The sequence below is a fragment of the Pseudomonas sp. FG13 genome (assembly GCF_057809755.1).
Genome location: NZ_JBMDKO010000075.1, coordinates 1 through 18,198 on the forward strand (window position 1 = coordinate 1; position 18,198 = coordinate 18,198).

Consider the following 18,198-nt stretch of genomic DNA (forward strand, 5'->3'; position numbering starts at 1 on the left):
GGCGCCACTGTCGCTGAAGATGGCTTCGACCGTACCAACGGCGCCACCGTTGCTGAAGATGGCTTCGACCGTACCAATGGCGCCACTGTCGCTGAAGATGGCTTCGACCGTACCAACGGCGCCACTGTTGCTGAAGATGGCTTCGACCGTACCAACGGCGCCACTGTTGCTGAAGATGGCTTCGATCGTACCGGTGGTGCCTTCATCGGCTGATCCCCAAAGGCATCCTCACAGCCCGGCTTCGGCCGGGCTTAGTCATTAAAGCCCCCTGGCAATCGCCATCTCTGTGCAAAAGACCTCCTTCTAAGCCCTGCGGTACTGACAAAACCGATACAGCTCGGCACTATTCTTCGAGTCCCACCCAAACTCAGGATTTGAGCACTTCCATGCCCGACGATATCTACTATTACGAACCCGCCAACGGCCATGGCCTGCCTCACGATCCATTCAACGCCATTGTCGGCCCACGTCCTATCGGCTGGATCTCTTCCCAGGACGCCGAAGGCCGCCTGAACCTGGCACCCTACAGTTTCTTCAATGCTTTCAATTACATCCCGCCGATCATCGGTTTTTCCAGTGTCGGGCGCAAAGACAGCCTGAACAACATCGAACAGACTGGCGAATTTGCCTGGAACCTGGCCACACGCCCGCTGGCCGAACAGATGAACCAGAGCTGCGCGATGGTCGCGCCCGAGGTCAACGAATTCGAACTGGCGGGCTTGACGCCAGCGCCGTCACAGGTGATCCAGGTACCACGGGTGGCCGAAAGCCCAGTGTCCTTCGAATGCAAGGTCACCCAGATCATTCAGTTGCAACGAGCGGACAAGGGGTTGGTGCCGAGCTGGCTGATCCTCGGCGAAGTGGTTGCGGTGCATATTGCCAAGTGGCTATTGAAGGACGGGGTCTACGACACAGCCGCCGCCGAACCGATCTTGCGCGGTGGCGGACCGGCGGATTACTTCCAGTTGGGGCCTGAGGCACTGTTCAAGATGCATCGCCCAAAGTAAGCATGTGCACAAGCTCCTGTGGTGAGGGGATTTATCCCCTCGCCACAGAAAAGCTCTATTGGTTGAGGGTCACCAGAGCAACCCACCCTCCTCGTCGACGCCCTTGAGATGGGTCAGCTGCACAGCGGCAGCTTCATCCGCCTTGGTAGCCGTCTCGAAACGCTGCTTCTCAAGTACCTTGTTGAAACGCGGCGCACCCGAGCCGCCGATGGCTTTAGTGGCGATAGCCGCATGATAACCGCCACCCTCCCGGGGCATGACGGCGGAAACAGCTTCAAAGGGTCCAAAGACTTTACGTGCCATATTGCGCATCCTGGCAATGAGAAATGGCAGCCATTAAACCTTCATCCGGCCAGTTTGTGTACCGTTGCCAGAGTCGCCTGGGGGGCGGACACATCCCTGAAGGTATGAAAATCCAGGCTGCTCACCACCAGATCCTGCACCAGCTCAGCGAAAATCCCCATGGCCGGGGAGTTGAAGTACGCATCCATCGCCTGCTGATCGACCCAGAGCCCGGACATCAACCACAAGTCGGCATCGCATTGCGATTGCTGCAGCGCGAAGTGCACGCAGCCGGGGGCTTGGCGCGAAGGCGCGATGAGTTTACTCAGGCGCGCGCCCAATGATTTGGAGCTTCCGGCGCGGGCCCGCACAAAAGCCATGTGACTGACGGGGATCTGTGTAGACATGTTCAACCCTCCCAGGTCATCCATTGTGCAGCCGGGGACAGCTGCGACAGGGTTGAAGGTTAAGCGCCGCGACGCCAGGTCCGTTAGTCGATTTCTGCCGACGCCTTGCACAATCCTGCGTAAAAGAGGGTGGCAACACTGCGACGCCCCGGCAGGAACCGGCTAATTTGAGACGAAAGATTTCAAGCAAGTTTCGACGGCATTGCAACGTTCTGGCGCGGCAGCCATGCAGGATCAGGCAAGCTTTCAACAGGATGTGACTACCACCGTGCCTTGCACAAACATAAGCTTTGTCCATCGCTCCTATTTCCGAGGATCCTGGCATGTCGCCGCTCGACCACGCCCACGTCCCCCTGGACCCACATCTGGAACAACAACGCGCCGAACTGGCGTCGATCATCGACCGTAATACCCGCGAAGACGGCAGTTACGTCACGGCCATCGGCTCATTGAATCTATCTCGCCACAGCAAGCCCCATAAATTTGCCCCGGTGCTGGCGCAACCGGCGCTGTGCATCATGGCCCAGGGCAGCAAACAGGTGCGGCTGGCGGACGAACTGTTCAACTACGACCCACTCCATTACCTGGTGGTCTCGGTGTCGATGCCGTTGAGCGGGTGCATCGCCAACGTTTCGCCCGAACACCCGATCCTGGCCCTGCGCCTGGACATCGACCCTGCGGAAATCACCGCGCTGATCGCCGATGCCGGTCCGCTGGGCGTGCCGACACGCCCCGCCGGTCGTGGCCTGTATGTCGAACGCCTGGACACGTCGATGCTCGACGCGGTGCTGCGCCTGGTGCGCCTGCTGGACCATCCCAAGGACATCGCCATGCTCGCGCCCCTGGTGCGACGGGAGATTCTGTACCGCCTGCTGCGCAGTCCCCAGGGCTACCGGCTATACGAAATCGCCGTCGCCAACAGCCAGAGCCATCGCATCGGCCAGGCGATCAAATGGCTCAACTGTCATTTCGAACAGCCCTTGCGCATCGACGACCTGGCCCGGGAAGTGAACCTCAGCGTCTCGACCCTGCATCACCGTTTCAAAGCCATGACCGCCATGAGCCCGCTGCAATATCAGAAACAATTGCGCTTGCAGGAAGCCCGGCGGCTGATGCTGGCCGAAGGGCTGGAAGCTTCGGCGGCGGGGTATCGGGTGGGTTATGAAAGCCCTTCGCAGTTCAGCCGCGAGTACAGCCGGCTGTTTGGCGCACCGCCGTTGCGGGATCTGGCGCGGTTGCGGCTGACGGTTTGATTGGCCTTTTGCGTTGGCTGTGCCGGCCTCATCGCGTGCAGGCTCGCTCCCACAGGGTGGACGCATTCCAATGTAGGAGCGAGCCTGCTCGCGATGGGGCCAGACCAAGCCCCCACTTTTCCAGATCAAGCCCCCAGCAACCGACACGCCTCCGCCGGCAGGGTCACCGACACCGCGTGCCCGATGCCCAGGTCCATTCCCTGGCAAGGCGTACTCAGCGCAGTGAATGAAACCCCGGAACACTCCACCGTGGTCTCGATGGTCGCGCCAATGTCACGCACGAATGTCACCTTGCCCAGCAAGCGGTTACCCGCCGTGGCCTGGGGGGTAGACAGTTGCACGTCTTCCGGGCGCACCAGCAACTTGATCTTCTCGCCAACAATCGGGCTACGGCTGGCCGGTACGTCCAGCACATCCCCGCCCGGCAGGCCGACACGCCCGCTGCCCAGCGTGGTCGCAGGGAAAATATTACCCGAGCCGATGAAGTCGGCGACGAACTCATTGGCTGGATGCCGATAGATCTCGATCGGCGTCCCCACCTGCTGCACCCGGTGCTCGCCCAGCACCACCACGATATCGGCCATGGTCATGGCCTCGCGCTGGTCGTGGGTCACCAGGATGGTGGTGATGTTCAGCCGCTGTTGCAGCTGGCGGATTTCCACCTGCATCGACTCACGCAGCTTGGCGTCGAGGGCAGACAGCGGTTCGTCCAACAGCAGGATTTTTGGCCGTGCGGCAATCGCCCGGGCAATTGCCACGCGCTGACGCTGGCCACCAGACAGTTTCGCCACGGGCCGGTCGATCATGGCCTGGAGCTGAATCAGCTCCAGCAACTCCACCACCCGCGCCTGCTGCTCGGCCTTGCCCACGCCGCGCAGTTTCAGTGGATAGGCAATGTTCTCGCCGACGGTCATGTGGGGAAACAACGCCAGCGATTGAAAGACCATGCCGAAGTTGCGCAGGTGCGCCGGGGTATGACCGATGTCATCGCCATCCAGGCGGATCTCACCGCCGCTAAGGCTTTCCAGGCCGGCGATCATCCGCAGCAGCGTGGTCTTGCCGCAGCCCGAAGGCCCGAGAAAACAGACCAGCTTGCCTTCCGGCAAATGCAGGTTCACATCCTTTACCGCGCAAGCCGAGCCGTAATGTTTCTCGACGTTTTCCAGTATCAGTCCAGTCATGTCTTCACCTCGAAATCAAAAGGAAACGCCGCCCTCGCCCACCAGCTTCTCCAACGCCCAGATCAGCACGAAGTCGATCAGCACGATGAGCACGGCAAACGAAAAAACGGTGGGGTCAAGCGACGACACGGTGCGGCTGTACATCCAGATCGGCACGGTCATGACGTCGACGGTGTAGAGAAAATAGGTCACGGTGAATTCGTTGAACGAGACAATGAATGCCAGAAGCATTCCGGCGAGGATGCCCGACTTCATCAACGGCACCACCACATCGACGATGGCCCGCTGCGGTGAGGCCCCGAGCATCCGCGCGGCTTCCTCGACTTCGCTGCCGATGCCGAGCATGGCGGCGGTGCAGTTCTTCACCACGAACGGCAAGGCAAGGATGACGTGGGCAATGACCAGCCTTGAGGTGGTCATCTGAAACGGCAGGCTGTCGAACACCAACAGCAAAGCCAGACCCAGCACCACCATGGGGAACACCAACGGCAGCGACATCAATTGCAGCGCCACGGCCTTGCCCCGGAACTCACAACGGGTCAGTGCATAGGCCGCCGGCACCGCGATCAGCGTGGCGAAGATCATGGTCAGGCACGCCACCAGCAAGCTGGTGCCCATGGCCTGGCCCAGGCTCAGTACATCGCTGGTATCCGGGGAGACGAAGGTCTGCCAGGCGGCCCGATACCATTGCAGGCTGTAGCTGCTTGGCGGGAAGTCCAGGTTCGCCGCGCCGCTGAAGGACATGACGATCATGGTCAGGATCGGCAATACCGCCAGCAACAGAATGAGACCCGACAGCAGCCCCGCGATCCGACCGGTTTCACCGGGCAACAGCGACTGGCGTTTTTTACTCAACGCGCTCATTGAGAAGCCTCCAGCATCCGCCGACGGCGGCCGGTGAAATATTCGGACAGGGTCATGATCAGCAGCGTGGTGACGATCAACACCACCCCCGCGGCGGACGCGGCCGGCCAGTTCATCAACGGGGCAATCTGGTCATGGACCATCACTGCCAGCATCGGCACTCGTCTCCCGCCCAACAACAGCGGTACGACGAAGCTGCTGGCGTTGTAGGCGAACACCAGGGTCGCGCCGGTGATGATGCCGGGCAGGCTCATGGGCAACACCACTTGGCGAAACACCTGGAAGCGGCTGGCGCCGAGGGTGGCGGCCGCCTCCTCATAGCTGCGGGCCACCCCGCGCATGGCGCTGGCGATGGGCAACACGGCCAGGGGGAATGCGGTCTGGACCAAGCCCATCAGCACGCCGTTCTGGTTGTACAGCAACATGATCGGTCGCTTGATCAGGCCCAGGCCCATGAGCGCCTGGTTGAGCATGCCGGCCGGGCCGAGGATCACCAGCCAGCCGTAGCTTTGCAGCAGCAGGTTGACCAGCAGCGGCAACAGCACCGCCGCCAGGAACACCCGCCGCAGCAATGGCGAGGTCAGGCGCGACATGGTGTAAGCCACAGGGATCGCCAACAGCACGGCGATCACCGCGCTGATCAGTGCCAGGCGTAAGGTCAGCAACAGGGACTTGAGGTAATAGGGCTCCAGCAATTGCCCATAACTGGCAAGGCTGAACCCACTCCACTCCGCGCCCTTGGTGCCGACGCTCATGCGCAGTACCAACAGACTGGCGGCAATCAACACGCCCAGAAACAGCATCGACGGCGACAGGAAAAACCACGCCCGCGTCGTGGGCGAAATACTCCGGCTGGAACGCATTGGCGCAACGCTCTGCGGATGAGTTAACGGTTGGTGTTCCATGGCAAGGTCTCGTCAGTGGAAAACGACAGCACAAACACAATTTTTCGGTGGGAGCGGGCCTGCTCGCGAAGATGCTTGCACAGCCAGCATCTCCCTCAACTGACCCACCGCTATCGCGAGCAGGCTCGCTCCCACACTGGATCGCGGGTAGCCCACAAATCCCCGCGTCACCCCTATTCCTCTGTGGGAGCGAGCCTGCTCGCGATGACGCCGGCACAGCCCACATCTCCCTCAACTGACCCACCGCTATCGCGAGCAGGCTCGCTCCCACACTTGGATATCGAGCGGGCCCGGCATCCAGTTCAGGAAGAGAAAATTTCCGTGTACCGGCGGATCCACTGGTCGTGCACCGTCGCCAGGAAGGCGTTGTCGTGCATGATCGCTTTGTCGGCGATTTGCTCCGGGGTGAGGATGTACGGGCTCTTGCGCGCTTCGGCGGAGATGATGGCCTTGGCGTTGACCGGGCCGTTGAAGATGTCTTCGGCCATCTTGCCCTGCACCAGCGGGTCGAGGGAGTGGTCGATGAAGGCGTAGGCCAGGTCGGTGTCGCCCGGGCGGTTCTTGGGCATGACCGAGAGCATCAGGTCGGTGTAGAAGCCTTCCTTCATACCGAACGTTGCTCCCAGACCATAGGCCGGGTCGCGGATCTGCTTGGGGAAAAACGCCGGCGCATACAAACCGCCCATGTCCAGGGAACCGGTACGGAACAGTTCGGCGATCTGGTTCGGGTTTTCGCCCAGGGTCACCACCCGTTCCTTGAGCTCGGCGAGTTTCTTGAAGCCCGGTTCGATGTTGTGTTCGTCACCGCCGGCCAGCTTGGCGGCGATGATGATCAGGTCCATGGCCTCGGTCCAGTTCGGCGGCGGCAAGAAGATATTCGGCGCCAGGTCCGCGTCCCAAAGCGCGGCGTAACTGTCCGGTGCCTGTTGCAAGGTGCGGGTGCTGTAGACCAGGCTGTTGCACCACAACAGATAGCCGATGCCATGACCACCGGCACCGGTGCGGTAATGCTCCGGCACGTCCACCAGGTTGGGGATGCGGTTCAGGTCCGGCTTTTCCAACAGGCCCGCCGCAGCCAGTCCCTCGGCGCCGACGCCGGCCAGGGTGATGATGTCGTACTGCGGCCGGTCGCCACCGGCCTTGAGCTTGGCGACCATTTCCGAGGTGCTGCCGGTGCGGTCGGCGATGACCTTGGCCCCGGTCTTGGCCTCGAAGGTCGCGGCGATGTTACGCAGCGCCGCCAGCCCGGTGTCGTCGGACCAGGTCAGCAGACGCAGGGTCTTGCCGACGAACCGCGTATCGCTGGCCCGGGCGCTGATGAAAGGCACGCTCATGGCGGCGGCCGCGACCGACACTACGCTGGCGGTCTTGATGAATTGACGTCTGTTCAGATCATGCTTGCCCATGGAGGACTCCCTTTGTTCTTCTAGGTATGAGGTGGCTGTAACCATTGCGCCCTAGCCGTTCGAGATCGACCAAAGCCCCGTGCCGCAAGGACTTTGTCGTCGTCGAAGGCCATCCTGGGGTTGCACAAAATCCCTGACTATCGAAAAAAACTCATTGAAGCCATGTCCCTGGCGCATGCCTTTTTTCGAGGCATGCGCGACCCGATAACGTGCTGTCAGACCGCCCGAATCACATGCTTGATTTCCTGGAATGCCGCCAATCCCCAGGGTCCCAACTCGCGGCCCAGACTGCTCTGCTTGTAGCCACCCCAAGCCGCCTGGGGAAAGATCACCTGGGGCGCGTTGATCCACACCAGGCCCGCCTGCAAAGCGTTGGCGACCTGCTCGGCAGCGTCGAGATCACGGCTGACCACGCTGGCCACCAGGCCGAAGCGGCTGTCATTGGCAAGCGCAATGGCCTGTTCCACGCCGCTGAAACGGCGCACGCACAGCACCGGTCCAAAAATCTCCTCGCACCACAGCGCACTGTCTGGGGGCACGTCGGTGAAGATCGTCGGCTGAAGAAAAAAGCCTCGCGACAGATGCGTCGGGCGCTGGCCGCCGCACACCAGCGTCGCACCCGCGCTCACGCCCCGGTCGATATGCCCCAGCACCCGTTGGTATTGCGCCTGATTGACCAACGCGCCCATTTCCACGTCCGGATCGAACGGATCGGCCACGCGAATCGCCTCGGCGCGGATCCTGAGCCGCTGCAGGAAGTCGTCGGCCAGCTCATCAGCGACCAGCACCCGACTGGTGGCCGAGCACATCTGTCCGGCATTGAAGAAGCCGCCACCACAGGCCAACTCCACGGCCAGTTCCAGATCAGCATCGGCCAACACCAGCAGAGACGATTTGCCGCCCAGCTCCAGGCTCACGCCCTTCACCGTTTCCGCCGCCCGTTGCATCACCTGCACACCCACCGCGTTGCTGCCGGTGAAGGAAATCTTCGCCACCCGCGGATCGGCGGCCAACGGCGCCCCCACGGCCAGGCCAGTCCCACAGATCAGGTTGAAGACCCCATCGGGCAAGCCGCAGTCAGCGATGATCGAGGCCAGCTCCAGTTCCGGCAGCGGCGTGACCTCCGAAGGCTTGAGCACCACACAGCAGCCGGCGGCCAGGGCCGGTGCGAGTTTCCAGGCGGTGGTGACCATCGGGAAATTCCACGGCACGATCAAGCCGACCACACCGCAAGGGTCGCGACGCAGGCGCGCGCTGAAATCATCGCTGGGCAAGGCCAGCGAACTGTCCTGCCGGATGTCCAAGCCTTCGGCCAGCTCGGCGTAATATTCGAAGGTCGCCACCACATCATCGACATCGATGGCTGCCTCGAACAGCGGCTTGCCGTTGTTGCGCGATTGCAATTGCATCAACTGCGCGCGACCGGCCTGCACGCCAGCGGCGATACGACGCAGGATCGCGCCGCGCTCGGCCCCCGTGGTTTTCGACCATGGGCCAAAGGCCTGGGTCGCGGCGTCCAGGGCTTGATCGACCGCGCGTTCATCACCGCCATGAACAGTGGTCAGCAATGCCTCGGTCGCCGGGTTGATCACCCGTAAATACTGCTCACCGCGAAACCACTGGCCGTTGATGTACAGCCCTTCCAATGCTGTGGGAAGAGTCATTGCGACACCCCGCTCATCCAACGCGCCTGATCGATTTCGATCAGCGTCGGACCTTGTCGGTCGCTGGCCGCGAGCAGTGCGGTATGCAGTTGCGCCACATCATCGACGGCTTCGGCAGCGCAGCCCAAGGCCTTGGCGACACCGATGAAGTCCGGGGTATAGATGTCCACCCCCACCGGTTCGATGGCGCGGTTGACCATGTATTTCTTGATCTCTTCGTAGCCTTGGTTATTCCACAGCAGCACAATCACCGGCACCCGCGCTTCCACGGCGCTGGCCAGCTCCGGCAGGGTGAATTGCAGGCCACCGTCACCGATCAGGCACACCACCGGGGGGCGACCATGGCCCTGGTTCTTGCCGCCAAGCCAGGCGCCAATCGCCGCCGGCAACGCATAGCCGAGGGTGCCGTAGCCGGTGGACGAGTTGAACCAGCGCCGCGGACGCTCCGGGTTGAACGTCAGGTTGCCGGTGTACACCGGTTGGGTGGAGTCGCCGACGAAGACCGCCTCAGGCAGCGTTTGCAGAACGCTGTCGAGAAAAGCGCTCTGGGCGCGGACCGCAGCGTCCCAACTGCCTTCCAGCTCGGCACGCAACCGGGTAGCACGAACAGCGCCCCAATCGTTGCTGCGCTCGGCCAAAGGTTGCCGGTTCAACTCGTCGAGCAAGGCCCGGGCGGCGGTGCGGGCATCGGCCACCAGCGCCAGGCGCGGCGGATAGTTGCGCACGGTCTGGTCCGGGTCGATGTCGATGCGCAGCAGCGCACCAGGGAGCTCGAAGCCCCCGGCAAAAGTGATGTCGTAGTCGGTTTCGGCCAGTTCGGTGCCGATGGCCAGCACCACATCCGCTTCGGCCACCAATGTGCGGGTGGCCACCAGGCTCTGGGTAGAGCCGATCAACAAGGGATGACGGGACGGCAGCAAGCCCTTGGCATTGATGGTCAACGCCACCGGTGCGCCCAGGCGTTCGGCCAGTTCGGTCAATTCGGCGGCGGCGTCGATGGCGCCACCGCCGGCCAGGATCAGTGGCCGTCTGGCCGAGGCCAGCATCGCCGTCATCTGTTTCACCGCGCCCGGCGCGGCGCCGGCGCGATCGACGCTCACGGGCATACTGGCGAGCAAGGCATCGGCGTCTTCGACCAGCACGTCCAAGGGGATTTCGATATGCACCGGCCGCGGCCGCCCGGCCTGGAACACGGCGAAGGCCCGGGCCAATACGCTGGGCAATTCAGCCGCGGACATCAGCGTGTGGGAAAACGCCGCGACCCCGCCCACCAGCGCAGCCTGATTCGGCAACTCATGCAACTTGCCGCGCCCGCCACCCAGCTGGCTGCGCGACTGGACGCTGGAGATCACCAGCATCGGGATCGAATCGGCGTAGGCCTGGCCCATAGCGGTGGTGATATTGGTCATGCCAGGGCCGGTGATGATGAAACACACGCCGGGTTTACCGCTGACGCGGGCGTAACCGTCGGCCATGAAGCCTGCGCCCTGTTCATGGCGCGGCGTCACGTGGCGAATGCTTGACCGGGCCAGCCCGCGATACAGCTCGACGGTGTGCACGCCGGGAATGCCGAACACCTGCTCCACGCCATAGCCTTCGAGTAACTTGACCAATACTTCGCCGCACGTTGCCATTGCCACTGCCCTTCTTTCTTGTCTTGGAATGGGCTCATTGAACGGTCAGGCCATAGCGGCAACAATGGATAAAAAGTCATACTAGCCATGTCCTCACGTCATGGCTTGGATCCAAATGAAACGACTCCCTCCGCTTCCAGCGCTGCATACGTTTCTGATCACGGCCCAATGCTGCAACTTCACCCGGGCCGCCGAACAGTTGCACATTACCCAGGGCGCGGTGAGTCGGCAGATCGCTGGGCTGGAGGATCATCTGGGCTACGCGCTGTTCCAGCGCCAGGCCCGCGGCCTGACCCTCACACCTGAAGGGACGGCGTGGTTGCCCCGGGTGCAGCAGGTGTTCCGCTTGATCGGCGACGCGGTGGAGCAGATCGGCGAGAAGCGCCAGACCCTGCAACTCAAGGCGCCGACCTGTGTGATGCGCTGGCTGCTGCCACGCTTATTGCAATGGCAGAAGGAACGGCCGGATGTGCCGGTGGAGCTGACCACCACCGTCAGGCACGGCGTGGACTTCCAGCGCGAGGGCTTCGACGCGGCCGTGGTCTATGGCCCGCCACCCGACACCTCATTGGCGTGCCTGCATCTGTTCGATGAGCAACTGACGCCCGTCTGCTCCCGCCCGGTGCTGGACGGCCCCGTGCCGCTGCGTGAACCTGCCGACCTGCAGCAACACCTGCTGTTGCACCCGACCCGCGACGAGCGCGATTGGACGGCCTGGCTGGATGCCGCCGATGTGCACTTGAGCAATGTCAGCAAGGGCCAGCATTTCGAAACCCTGGATCTGGCGATGTCCATGGCCTCACAGGGCACGGGCGTGGCGATAGGTGACTGGTCGCTGATCGGCGATGACCTGAGCGCCGGGCGGCTGGTGATGCCGTTCGAACTGAAGGTCAGAACCGGGTTGGGTTATCACCTGGTGTTCCCGCGCAAGACCCAGGCGTCGGGGCCGTTGCAGGAGTTGATGGGGTGGTTGGTGGAGCAGGCCCGGGCCCGGTGAAGTCCTGCAGATACTCCTTTGTGGCGAGGGGATTTATCCCCGCTGGGGCGCGAAGCGGCCCCAAGGCAGTCGACTCAATCTATCTGATGCACCGAGTCGCTTGGCTTTAGGGCTGCTTCGCAGCCCAGCGGGGATAAATCCCCTCGCCACAGGGATCTCTACAACCTTCGACCTCTATCAGAGCAGATTCGGCGCCTGCGTCGGTTCGACCTGCGCCCAATGCGAGGTGTCTTCGCGATGCTGTTGCAAATAGGGCAGCACCGCCCCCAGCAACGGCTCCTTGAACGCCTCCTGGAAACGATGGGCCAGGCCCGGGATCAATTTCAACTGGCTGCCGCGGATATGCGCCGCCAGATGGACGCCGTGCATCACTGGCAATAACGGGTCGGCGGTGCCATGGACCACCAGGGTCGGCACTTGCAATTGATTGAGCAGTTCGACCCGGCTCGGCTCGGCCATGATCGCCATGATCTGGCGTTTCACACCTTCGGGGTTGAACGCCCGATCATAGGCGACAGCAGCCTGATGCAGCAGCGCCTGGCGATCATCGATCACCAGGGGACTGCCCAGGGCAGCCAGCAGGTCAGCCTGCTGTTCCAGCGCCACCTCGCGATTCGGCGCACTGCGGCGTGACAGCAATCGCACCAGCGTTTCGCTGGGCGCCGGCAAGCCGGCCGCACTGGAGCTGGTCATGATCAGGGTCAGGCTTTCGACCCGCTGCGGCGCCATGGCGGCCATGTGCTGGGCAATCATGCCCCCCATGCTCGCTCCCAGCAGGTGAAAGTGCTGCACGCGCAACGCATCCATCAGTCCCAGCCCGTCATTGGCCATGTCAGTGAGGGTATAGGGCGCGTCGACCGTCAAGCCCAGTTTGTAGCGAAGCGCTTCAAAAGTCAGGTTGGCGCTACCCGGTGCCTGCCGCCAGGTGGATAAGCCCACGTCCCGGTTGTCGTAGCGGATCACCCGAAAGCCTTGCTCGCACAGGGCAACCACCACTTCATCCGGCCAATGGATCAATTGCCCGCCCAGCCCCATCACCAGCAACAAGGCCGGATCGGAGGCACGGCCAATGCTCTGGTACGCCAGGCTTACCTGATCCAGATCGACCCGTTGGGTCGGGACGTTGACATCACAACGAGACGCCGCAATCGACGGCAGGCCGAACAACAGGACGGCCAGGAAAATGAACACACGCATGAAGAAACACCAAAACGCAGAACCCCAGTAGAGCGCGAGTCTGATGAAATTCGTTCAAGCGCGCTGCCACAGTTGCGTGACAGTTTGATGAAGATTGCCGAGTGGTTCCTGCGGTGTGAGTTTTCTGTGGGAGCAAAGCTTGCTCGCGATGGGGCCAAGTCAGCCAACAATGATATTGGCTGGTCCGCCGCCATCGCGAGCAAGCTTTGCTCCCACAAGTTTCCTCAGCACTCACAGGTACAGCCAAGCTCCGCAGTTACTCAGGCCCACTGCCCACGCAACTGTCGCGCCGCCGCCACCATGTTCACCAGCGCCGCTTCGGTTTCCGGCCATGCCCGGGTCTTCAGGCCGCAGTCGGGGTTGATCCACAGGTGCCCGGCGGGAATCCGCTTCAGGGCCTTGCTCATCAACCCGACGATCTCGGCCGTGTCCGGCACCCGCGGCGAGTGGATGTCGTAGACGCCCGGGCCGATGTCGTTCGGGTAGTCGAACGCTTCGAAAGCCTCCAGCAGTTCCATGTCCGAGCGTGAGGTTTCAACGGTGATGACGTCGGCATCCATGGCTGCGATGGCCTGGATCACGTCATTGAATTCGCTGTAGCACATGTGGGTATGGATCTGGGTTTCGTCACGCACACCCGACGCACTCAAGCGGAAGGCTTCCACCGCCCAGTCCAGGTACTCCTGCCATTGCCCGCGTCGCAGCGGCAGGCCTTCGCGGAAGGCGGCCTCGTCGATCTGTACGATGCTGATCCCGGCCGCTTCCAGATCCACCACTTCGTCACGCAGGGCCAGGGCCAGTTGCTGTGCCTGGACCCGACGCGGCAGGTCTTCGCGGGGGAACGACCACATCAGCATGGTCACAGGGCCGGTGAGCATGCCCTTCATGGTCTTGTCGGTCAGGTTTTGCGCGTAGCGGATCCAGTCGACGGTCATGGGCTTCGGCCGGCTGATGTCGCCGTAGATGATTGCCGGTTTCACGCATCGCGAACCGTAGCTCTGCACCCAGCCGAAACGGCTGAAGGCATAGCCGTCCAGTTGCTCGGCGAAGTATTCCACCATGTCGTTGCGCTCGGCTTCGCCATGGACCAGTACATCCAGCCCCAGGCGCTCCTGAATCTGCACGGCGTGGCGAATTTCGGTGTGCATGGCGTCCTGATAGTCGTTGGCCGACAGCTTGCCCTGCTTGTAGGCCTGACGCGCCAGGCGAATCGCCGGGGTCTGCGGGAAAGAGCCGATGGTGGTCGTGGGAAAGGCCGGCAACTTCAGACGGGCCCGCTGCTGTTCGATGCGCAGGGCAAACGGCGAACGCCGCTGGCTGTCCTGGGGCTTGATGGCCGCCAGACGGGCCTGGACATCGGGCTTGTGAATACGCGTCGAGGCCGCGCGGCTCGCCCGCACCTCGCGGCTGGCGGCCAGCGCCTGTTGCACACCGGGGGCTTGCGGATCGTTCAATGCGTCACGCAGCACCGCCACTTCACCGCACTTCTGCACCGCGAAGGCCAGCCAGTGCTTGAGCTCGGGGTCGAGCCGGTCTTCACGCTCCAGGTCCACCGGGCTGTGCAGCAACGAGCACGACGTGCTGACCCAGAGGTTGTCGCCAAAGCGCTCCTGGGCCGGTTGCAACTGCGCCAGAGCCTGTTCCAGCTCGCAACGCCAGACGTTACGGCCATTGACCAGGCCTACCGAGAGAATCTTGTAGGTCGGCAAGCGGTCCAACACCTGGCCCAGTTGCTCCGGCGCGCGTACCGCGTCGATGTGCAAACCGTCCACCGGCAGGCTCACGGCCAGGCCGAGGTTGTCTTCCAGGCCACTGAAATAAGTCGCCACCAGTTTCTTCAGCGGCGAATACTGGAGGATGTGGTAGGCCCGCTCGAAGGCGCTCCGCCAGGCCAGGGGCAGGTCAAGGGTGAGGATCGGCTCGTCGATCTGCACCCACTCCACGCCCTGGGCCTTCAGACGATTGAGGATTTCACCGTAGACCGGCAGCAGGCGTTCCAACAGGTCGAGCTTGTCGAAATCCTGCCCTTTGGCCTTGCCCAGCCACAGATAAGTCAGCGGGCCGATGATCACCGGTTTGACCCGATGCCCCAAGGCATGGGCCTCGTCCACTTCATCGAACAGTTGCTCCCAGCTCAGGGCAAAAGTCTGGTCGACGGAAAACTCCGGGACCAGGTAGTGGTAGTTGGTGTCGAACCACTTGGTCAGTTCCTGGGCATGTTGTGTCTGGCCGTGGTTGGCATCGCAGCAGGCCGGCGTGGCGCCACGAGCCATGGCGAACAGGGTGTCGAGGGTCGGCCGGCCCTGCGGGTTCAACGTGTTGCGGAATCGCGCCGGAACCGCGCCCAGGGTCAGGGTGTGGCCAAGCACTTGGTCGTACCAGGCGAAGTCCCCCACCGGCAGCAGGTCGATCCCGGCGTCTTTCTGCAATTGCCAGTGCCGGGCCCGCAGTTCACGACCGACGCTCTGCAACGCGGCCGGCGCCAGGTCGCCCTTCCAGTAGGCTTCGAGGGCTTTCTTCAGTTCGCGGTCGGCGCCGATGCGGGGAAAACCGAGGGTGTGGGCCAGGGCCATGGTAAGAGTCCTCCTGTAAAAGATGACGCCATTGTCGACAGCCGACCCTGCATGAGACAAACTCAACCTTTTCGCGTTGATCACAAGTTTTACTCATGGAGCAATTCCGGTGCTTGAACTCCGCCACCTCAAGACCCTGCACGCCCTGCGCGAAGCCGATAGCCTGGTTGAAGCCGCCGAACGCCTGCACCTGACCCAGTCCGCCCTCTCCCACCAGTTCAAGGAGCTGGAAGAACGTCTGGGGATGCAGTTGTTCGTGCGCAAGACCAAACCGGTGCGGTTCACCAGCGCTGGCCTGCGCTTGCTGCAGCTGGCCGACGCCACCCTGCCATTGCTGCGCAGCGCCGAGCGGGACATCGCGCGGCTGGCAGGAGGGACCGCCGGGCGCTTGCACATGGCAATCGAATGCCACAGCTGTTTCCAGTGGCTGATGCCGACCATCGACCAGTTCCGCGACGCCTGGCCGGAAGTCGAACTGGACCTGGCTTCGGGCTTCGCCTTCGCCCCGCTGCCGGCCCTGGCCCGTGGCGACCTGGATCTGGTGGTGACGTCCGACCCACTGGAACTGGCGGGCATCACCTACGTGCCGCTGTTCACCTACGAAGCGATGCTCGCCGTGGCCAACCAGCATCGATTGGCAAGCAAACCCTATATCGTGCCCGAAGACCTGCTCAGCGAAACCCTGATCACCTACCCCGTGGAACGGGATCGACTGGACATCTTCACCCGCTTCCTCGAACCGGCCGACATCGAACCGGCCCAGGTCCGCACGTCCGAACTGACGGTGATGATGATGCAGTTGGTAGCCAGCGGCCGTGGCGTCTGCGGCATGCCCCACTGGGCCCTGCATGAATACAGCTCACGGGGTTATGTGAAAGCCAAGCGGCTGGGGGAGAAAGGCCTGTTCGCCACGCTGTACGCGGCGGTTCGCACCGACATGCTCGATGCACCGTACATGCGCGACTTCCTGTTGACGGCCAAGGACACTTCGTTTTCCACGTTGGATGGGGTCAGTGCCGTTCGGTGATACCCGGGCACCGCTATCGCGAGCAGGCTCGCTCCCACAGGGGCTGCGTTGGCCTCACTGTCTGCACACACATCCAAATGTGGGAGCGAGCCTGCTCGCGATGGCGCCTTAGAGCTCGCGCCACATGTGGATCTTGTCGAGATACTCGTCGTCCACCCGTATCGCCATCGGCTCCAGGCCGTAGAGCACGAAACCGCAGCGTTGATAGAGCTTGAGCGCCGGATCGTTGCCCGCGGTGACGGTCAGTTGCACCAGGCGCAGGAAGGTATGGCGACGGGCTTCGTCAAGCGCGGCCTCCAGCAGTTGCTGGCCAAGCCCCTGGTGACGATGGGTATCGACGACGTACATGCCAAACAGCGTCGCCTTGTGCCGGGCTTTCTGTCGGGCCTCCAGGGACAGGCCGACGATACCGGCCAGTTCCCCGTCGACGAACGCCCCCAGCACCACGTCAAGCCGGTTGGTCAGGCGAGACTCCCACCAATTCATGGGCATCGTCGCCCGCTCGCTGACGCTGGAGGTGAAGGCCTGCGGATGCAGCCCGTAGGCCTGGAGCATCAGCTCGCGATAGGCCGGTGCATCGCCGGCCCGCAGCCGTCGGATGCTCACGCGGCTCGCCGTTGCTCAAGCATCAGCCGCAGCGCCAGCGCACCCAGCACAAAGCCCATGAAATAACGCTGCACCGCCAGCCAGGTGGGGTTGTGGACAAACCACGAGGCAATGCCCGCAGCGAACAGGGCGATCAGCAGGTTGACGCTGAAACTGACGCTGATCTGGACCAGCCCGAGGATCAGGCTCTGGGTGAACAACGACCCATGTTCCGGGCTGATGAACTGGGGAAATACCGACAGGTAGAACACCGCGATTTTCGGATTCAGGGCACTGGTGAGAAAGCCCATGGTGATCAGCTTGCGCGTCGAGTCCGCAGGCAACTGCTGTGCCTGGAACGGCGAACGCGCGCCAGGCTTCACGGCTTGCCAGGCCAGCCACAACAGGTACAACGCACCGGCCCATTTCAGGATTTCATAGGCCATGGGCACGGCCAGGAATACCGCCGTCAGCCCCACCGCCGCCGCGAACACATGCACGAAGAACCCCGCCACCACCCCCAGCAAGGAGGTGACCCCGGCCTTGCGGCCCTGGCAGATCGAACGAGAAATCAGGTAGATCATGTTCGGGCCGGGCGTGAGTACCATCAACAACGCGGCGGCGGCAAAAACCAGCAGGTCCGGCAGGGGAATCATGGGGTCAATCCTTGAGGCATGGGTTCGAAAGGTCTGTAGTCCGATAGAACGGCAGGATCACCTCGCCTGTCAACGGGGCCAGCGACAATCCGCCATCGCCGGCCGGGTCGATCCAGCGAACTTCTTCAATTTCGGCAGCGGGCGAAACCGCAGCATCGATGTTCAGCAGGAACACCTGGGCCTGGACGACAAACCCCGGTTCGTTGGCGGCCGGCGCGCTGAACGGGCCCAGGTAGCGGGCCTGTGCCGGATCGATTGTCAGCCCCAGCTCTTCTTCCAGCTCCCGGGCCAGGGCCTGGATCGGTTGCTCATGGGGCTCGATCTTGCCGCCCGGCTGCATGAAGGCCCGGGTACCGCGCTTGCGCACCAGCAGGGTTCGACCGTCCGGCCCGATCAGCAGGGCGGCGGCGATGTGGATGAGGGGAGTGGTCATGGATGATCAGCCTTGGCGGAAAAATGCCGGGGGAGATTACAGACCACAGAGGCTGGAGCAAAGCCTGCCCCACGTGCACAGGCAACACCAATCCCTGTGGGAGCGAGCCTGCTCGCGAAGGCGGTGT

General features: G+C 62.8%; 17 protein-coding genes and 1 pseudogene. 5 read left to right on the forward strand and 13 right to left on the reverse strand.

Features of this window, described 5'->3' with window-relative positions:
- Together ACODTO_RS28255 and ACODTO_RS28260 are read left to right on the forward strand one after the other, a co-directional pair.
- Positions 1 to 213: pseudogene (locus ACODTO_RS28255) on the forward strand (heme utilization protein); the annotation flags it as partial.
- 173 nt (positions 214 to 386) lie between these two features.
- Positions 387 to 1,007 carry a flavin reductase family protein gene (locus ACODTO_RS28260; protein WP_139645156.1) on the forward strand — a complete coding sequence of 207 codons (621 nt, stop codon included), beginning with the start codon at positions 387 to 389 and terminating at the stop codon, positions 1,005 to 1,007.
- A 69-nt stretch (positions 1,008 to 1,076) separates the two neighbouring features.
- Here ACODTO_RS28260 and ACODTO_RS28265 read toward each other — a convergent pair whose 3' ends face one another.
- Together ACODTO_RS28265 and ACODTO_RS28270 are read right to left on the reverse strand one after the other, a co-directional pair.
- The gene (locus tag ACODTO_RS28265) at positions 1,077 to 1,310 is read right to left on the reverse strand and encodes a hypothetical protein (protein WP_139645153.1); all 234 of its coding nucleotides are present in this window, start codon (positions 1,308 to 1,310) and stop codon (positions 1,077 to 1,079) included.
- Positions 1,311 to 1,351: 41 nt separating this feature from the next.
- Positions 1,352 to 1,696: a putative quinol monooxygenase gene (locus tag ACODTO_RS28270; RefSeq protein WP_139645151.1), complete on the reverse strand. Its 345-nt coding sequence runs from the start codon at positions 1,694 to 1,696 to the stop codon at positions 1,352 to 1,354.
- A gap of 323 nt (positions 1,697 to 2,019) precedes the next feature.
- Here ACODTO_RS28270 and ACODTO_RS28275 point away from each other — a divergent pair, with 323 nt between their 5' ends.
- Complete coding sequence (locus tag ACODTO_RS28275; protein ID WP_175384660.1) at positions 2,020 to 2,949, forward strand: AraC family transcriptional regulator; 930 nt, start codon at positions 2,020 to 2,022, stop codon at positions 2,947 to 2,949.
- Positions 2,950 to 3,074: 125 nt separating this feature from the next.
- On the opposite strand, the gene ACODTO_RS28280 is transcribed toward ACODTO_RS28275, so the two are convergent.
- The 6 genes from ACODTO_RS28280 to ACODTO_RS28305 all read right to left on the reverse strand — a co-directional run bounded on the left by ACODTO_RS28280 (position 3,075) and on the right by ACODTO_RS28305 (position 10,603).
- Positions 3,075 to 4,130: an ABC transporter ATP-binding protein gene (locus tag ACODTO_RS28280; RefSeq protein ID WP_464709593.1), complete on the reverse strand. Its 1,056-nt coding sequence runs from the start codon at positions 4,128 to 4,130 to the stop codon at positions 3,075 to 3,077.
- Between the two features lie 15 nt (positions 4,131 to 4,145).
- Entirely contained in the window at positions 4,146 to 4,994 is an 849-nt protein-coding gene (locus tag ACODTO_RS28285; RefSeq protein WP_024780938.1) for an ABC transporter permease, read from the reverse strand.
- On the reverse strand, positions 4,991 to 5,899 hold the full coding sequence (locus ACODTO_RS28290) for an ABC transporter permease (RefSeq protein ID WP_175363008.1): 909 nt from the start codon (positions 5,897 to 5,899) through the stop codon (positions 4,991 to 4,993). The genes ACODTO_RS28285 and ACODTO_RS28290 overlap by 4 nt, the downstream gene beginning before the upstream one ends.
- Positions 5,900 to 6,201: 302 nt before the next feature.
- Positions 6,202 to 7,305, reverse strand: coding sequence for an extracellular solute-binding protein (locus ACODTO_RS28295; protein WP_175363007.1), 1,104 nt, complete (start codon positions 7,303 to 7,305; stop codon positions 6,202 to 6,204).
- Between the two features lie 215 nt (positions 7,306 to 7,520).
- The gene (locus tag ACODTO_RS28300; protein WP_489107392.1) at positions 7,521 to 8,969 is read right to left on the reverse strand and encodes an aldehyde dehydrogenase family protein; all 1,449 of its coding nucleotides are present in this window, start codon (positions 8,967 to 8,969) and stop codon (positions 7,521 to 7,523) included.
- Complete coding sequence (locus ACODTO_RS28305; protein WP_139645267.1) at positions 8,966 to 10,603, reverse strand: 5-guanidino-2-oxopentanoate decarboxylase; 1,638 nt, start codon at positions 10,601 to 10,603, stop codon at positions 8,966 to 8,968. Before ACODTO_RS28305 ends, ACODTO_RS28300 begins: the two co-directional genes overlap by 4 nt.
- 115 nt (positions 10,604 to 10,718) lie before the next feature.
- Here ACODTO_RS28305 and ACODTO_RS28310 point away from each other — a divergent pair, with 115 nt between their 5' ends.
- Positions 10,719 to 11,600, forward strand: coding sequence for a LysR substrate-binding domain-containing protein (locus ACODTO_RS28310; protein WP_139645137.1), 882 nt, complete (start codon positions 10,719 to 10,721; stop codon positions 11,598 to 11,600).
- Positions 11,601 to 11,777: 177 nt separating this feature from the next.
- Here ACODTO_RS28310 and ACODTO_RS28315 read toward each other — a convergent pair whose 3' ends face one another.
- A complete protein-coding gene (locus tag ACODTO_RS28315) occupies positions 11,778 to 12,797 on the reverse strand; it encodes an alpha/beta fold hydrolase (protein WP_139645135.1) in 1,020 nt (339 codons plus the stop codon).
- A gap of 260 nt (positions 12,798 to 13,057) precedes the next feature.
- A complete protein-coding gene (metE, locus tag ACODTO_RS28320) occupies positions 13,058 to 15,370 on the reverse strand; it encodes a 5-methyltetrahydropteroyltriglutamate--homocysteine S-methyltransferase (RefSeq protein ID WP_489107393.1) in 2,313 nt (770 codons plus the stop codon).
- A 109-nt stretch (positions 15,371 to 15,479) separates the two neighbouring features.
- Between metE and metR the strand changes: the two genes are divergently transcribed.
- The gene (gene metR / locus ACODTO_RS28325; RefSeq protein WP_139645131.1) at positions 15,480 to 16,397 is read left to right on the forward strand and encodes a transcriptional regulator MetR; all 918 of its coding nucleotides are present in this window, start codon (positions 15,480 to 15,482) and stop codon (positions 16,395 to 16,397) included.
- Positions 16,398 to 16,505: 108 nt separating this feature from the next.
- Here metR and ACODTO_RS28330 read toward each other — a convergent pair whose 3' ends face one another.
- From ACODTO_RS28330 to ACODTO_RS28340, 3 genes are read right to left on the reverse strand one after another with little or no spacing between them, the layout of a single operon-like run.
- Positions 16,506 to 17,003, reverse strand: coding sequence for a GNAT family N-acetyltransferase (locus tag ACODTO_RS28330; protein ID WP_175363003.1), 498 nt, complete (start codon positions 17,001 to 17,003; stop codon positions 16,506 to 16,508).
- Complete coding sequence (locus tag ACODTO_RS28335) at positions 17,000 to 17,638, reverse strand: LysE family translocator (protein ID WP_139645127.1); 639 nt, start codon at positions 17,636 to 17,638, stop codon at positions 17,000 to 17,002. The genes ACODTO_RS28330 and ACODTO_RS28335 overlap by 4 nt, the downstream gene beginning before the upstream one ends.
- Positions 17,639 to 17,642: 4 nt before the next feature.
- Complete coding sequence (locus ACODTO_RS28340) at positions 17,643 to 18,071, reverse strand: NUDIX hydrolase (RefSeq protein ID WP_489107394.1); 429 nt, start codon at positions 18,069 to 18,071, stop codon at positions 17,643 to 17,645.
- Between the last annotated feature and the right edge of the window lie 127 nt (positions 18,072 to 18,198).

Coding starts and splice junctions, on each gene's coding strand:
- ACODTO_RS28260 (WP_139645156.1), top strand. CDS start 387: ATGCCCGACGATATCTACTATTACGAACCCGCCAACGGCCATGGCCTG.
- ACODTO_RS28265 (WP_139645153.1), bottom strand. CDS start 1,310: ATGGCACGTAAAGTCTTTGGACCCTTTGAAGCTGTTTCCGCCGTCATG.
- ACODTO_RS28270 (WP_139645151.1), bottom strand. CDS start 1,696: ATGTCTACACAGATCCCCGTCAGTCACATGGCTTTTGTGCGGGCCCGC.
- ACODTO_RS28275 (WP_175384660.1), top strand. CDS start 2,020: ATGTCGCCGCTCGACCACGCCCACGTCCCCCTGGACCCACATCTGGAA.
- ACODTO_RS28280 (WP_464709593.1), bottom strand. CDS start 4,130: ATGACTGGACTGATACTGGAAAACGTCGAGAAACATTACGGCTCGGCT.
- ACODTO_RS28285 (WP_024780938.1), bottom strand. CDS start 4,994: ATGAGCGCGTTGAGTAAAAAACGCCAGTCGCTGTTGCCCGGTGAAACC.
- ACODTO_RS28290 (WP_175363008.1), bottom strand. CDS start 5,899: ATGGAACACCAACCGTTAACTCATCCGCAGAGCGTTGCGCCAATGCGT.
- ACODTO_RS28295 (WP_175363007.1), bottom strand. CDS start 7,305: ATGGGCAAGCATGATCTGAACAGACGTCAATTCATCAAGACCGCCAGC.
- ACODTO_RS28300 (WP_489107392.1), bottom strand. CDS start 8,969: ATGACTCTTCCCACAGCATTGGAAGGGCTGTACATCAACGGCCAGTGG.
- ACODTO_RS28305 (WP_139645267.1), bottom strand. CDS start 10,603: ATGGCAACGTGCGGCGAAGTATTGGTCAAGTTACTCGAAGGCTATGGC.
- ACODTO_RS28310 (WP_139645137.1), top strand. CDS start 10,719: ATGAAACGACTCCCTCCGCTTCCAGCGCTGCATACGTTTCTGATCACG.
- ACODTO_RS28315 (WP_139645135.1), bottom strand. CDS start 12,797: ATGCGTGTGTTCATTTTCCTGGCCGTCCTGTTGTTCGGCCTGCCGTCG.
- metE (WP_489107393.1), bottom strand. CDS start 15,370: ATGGCCCTGGCCCACACCCTCGGTTTTCCCCGCATCGGCGCCGACCGC.
- ACODTO_RS28335 (WP_139645127.1), bottom strand. CDS start 17,638: ATGATTCCCCTGCCGGACCTGCTGGTTTTTGCCGCCGCCGCGTTGTTG.
- ACODTO_RS28340 (WP_489107394.1), bottom strand. CDS start 18,071: ATGACCACTCCCCTCATCCACATCGCCGCCGCCCTGCTGATCGGGCCG.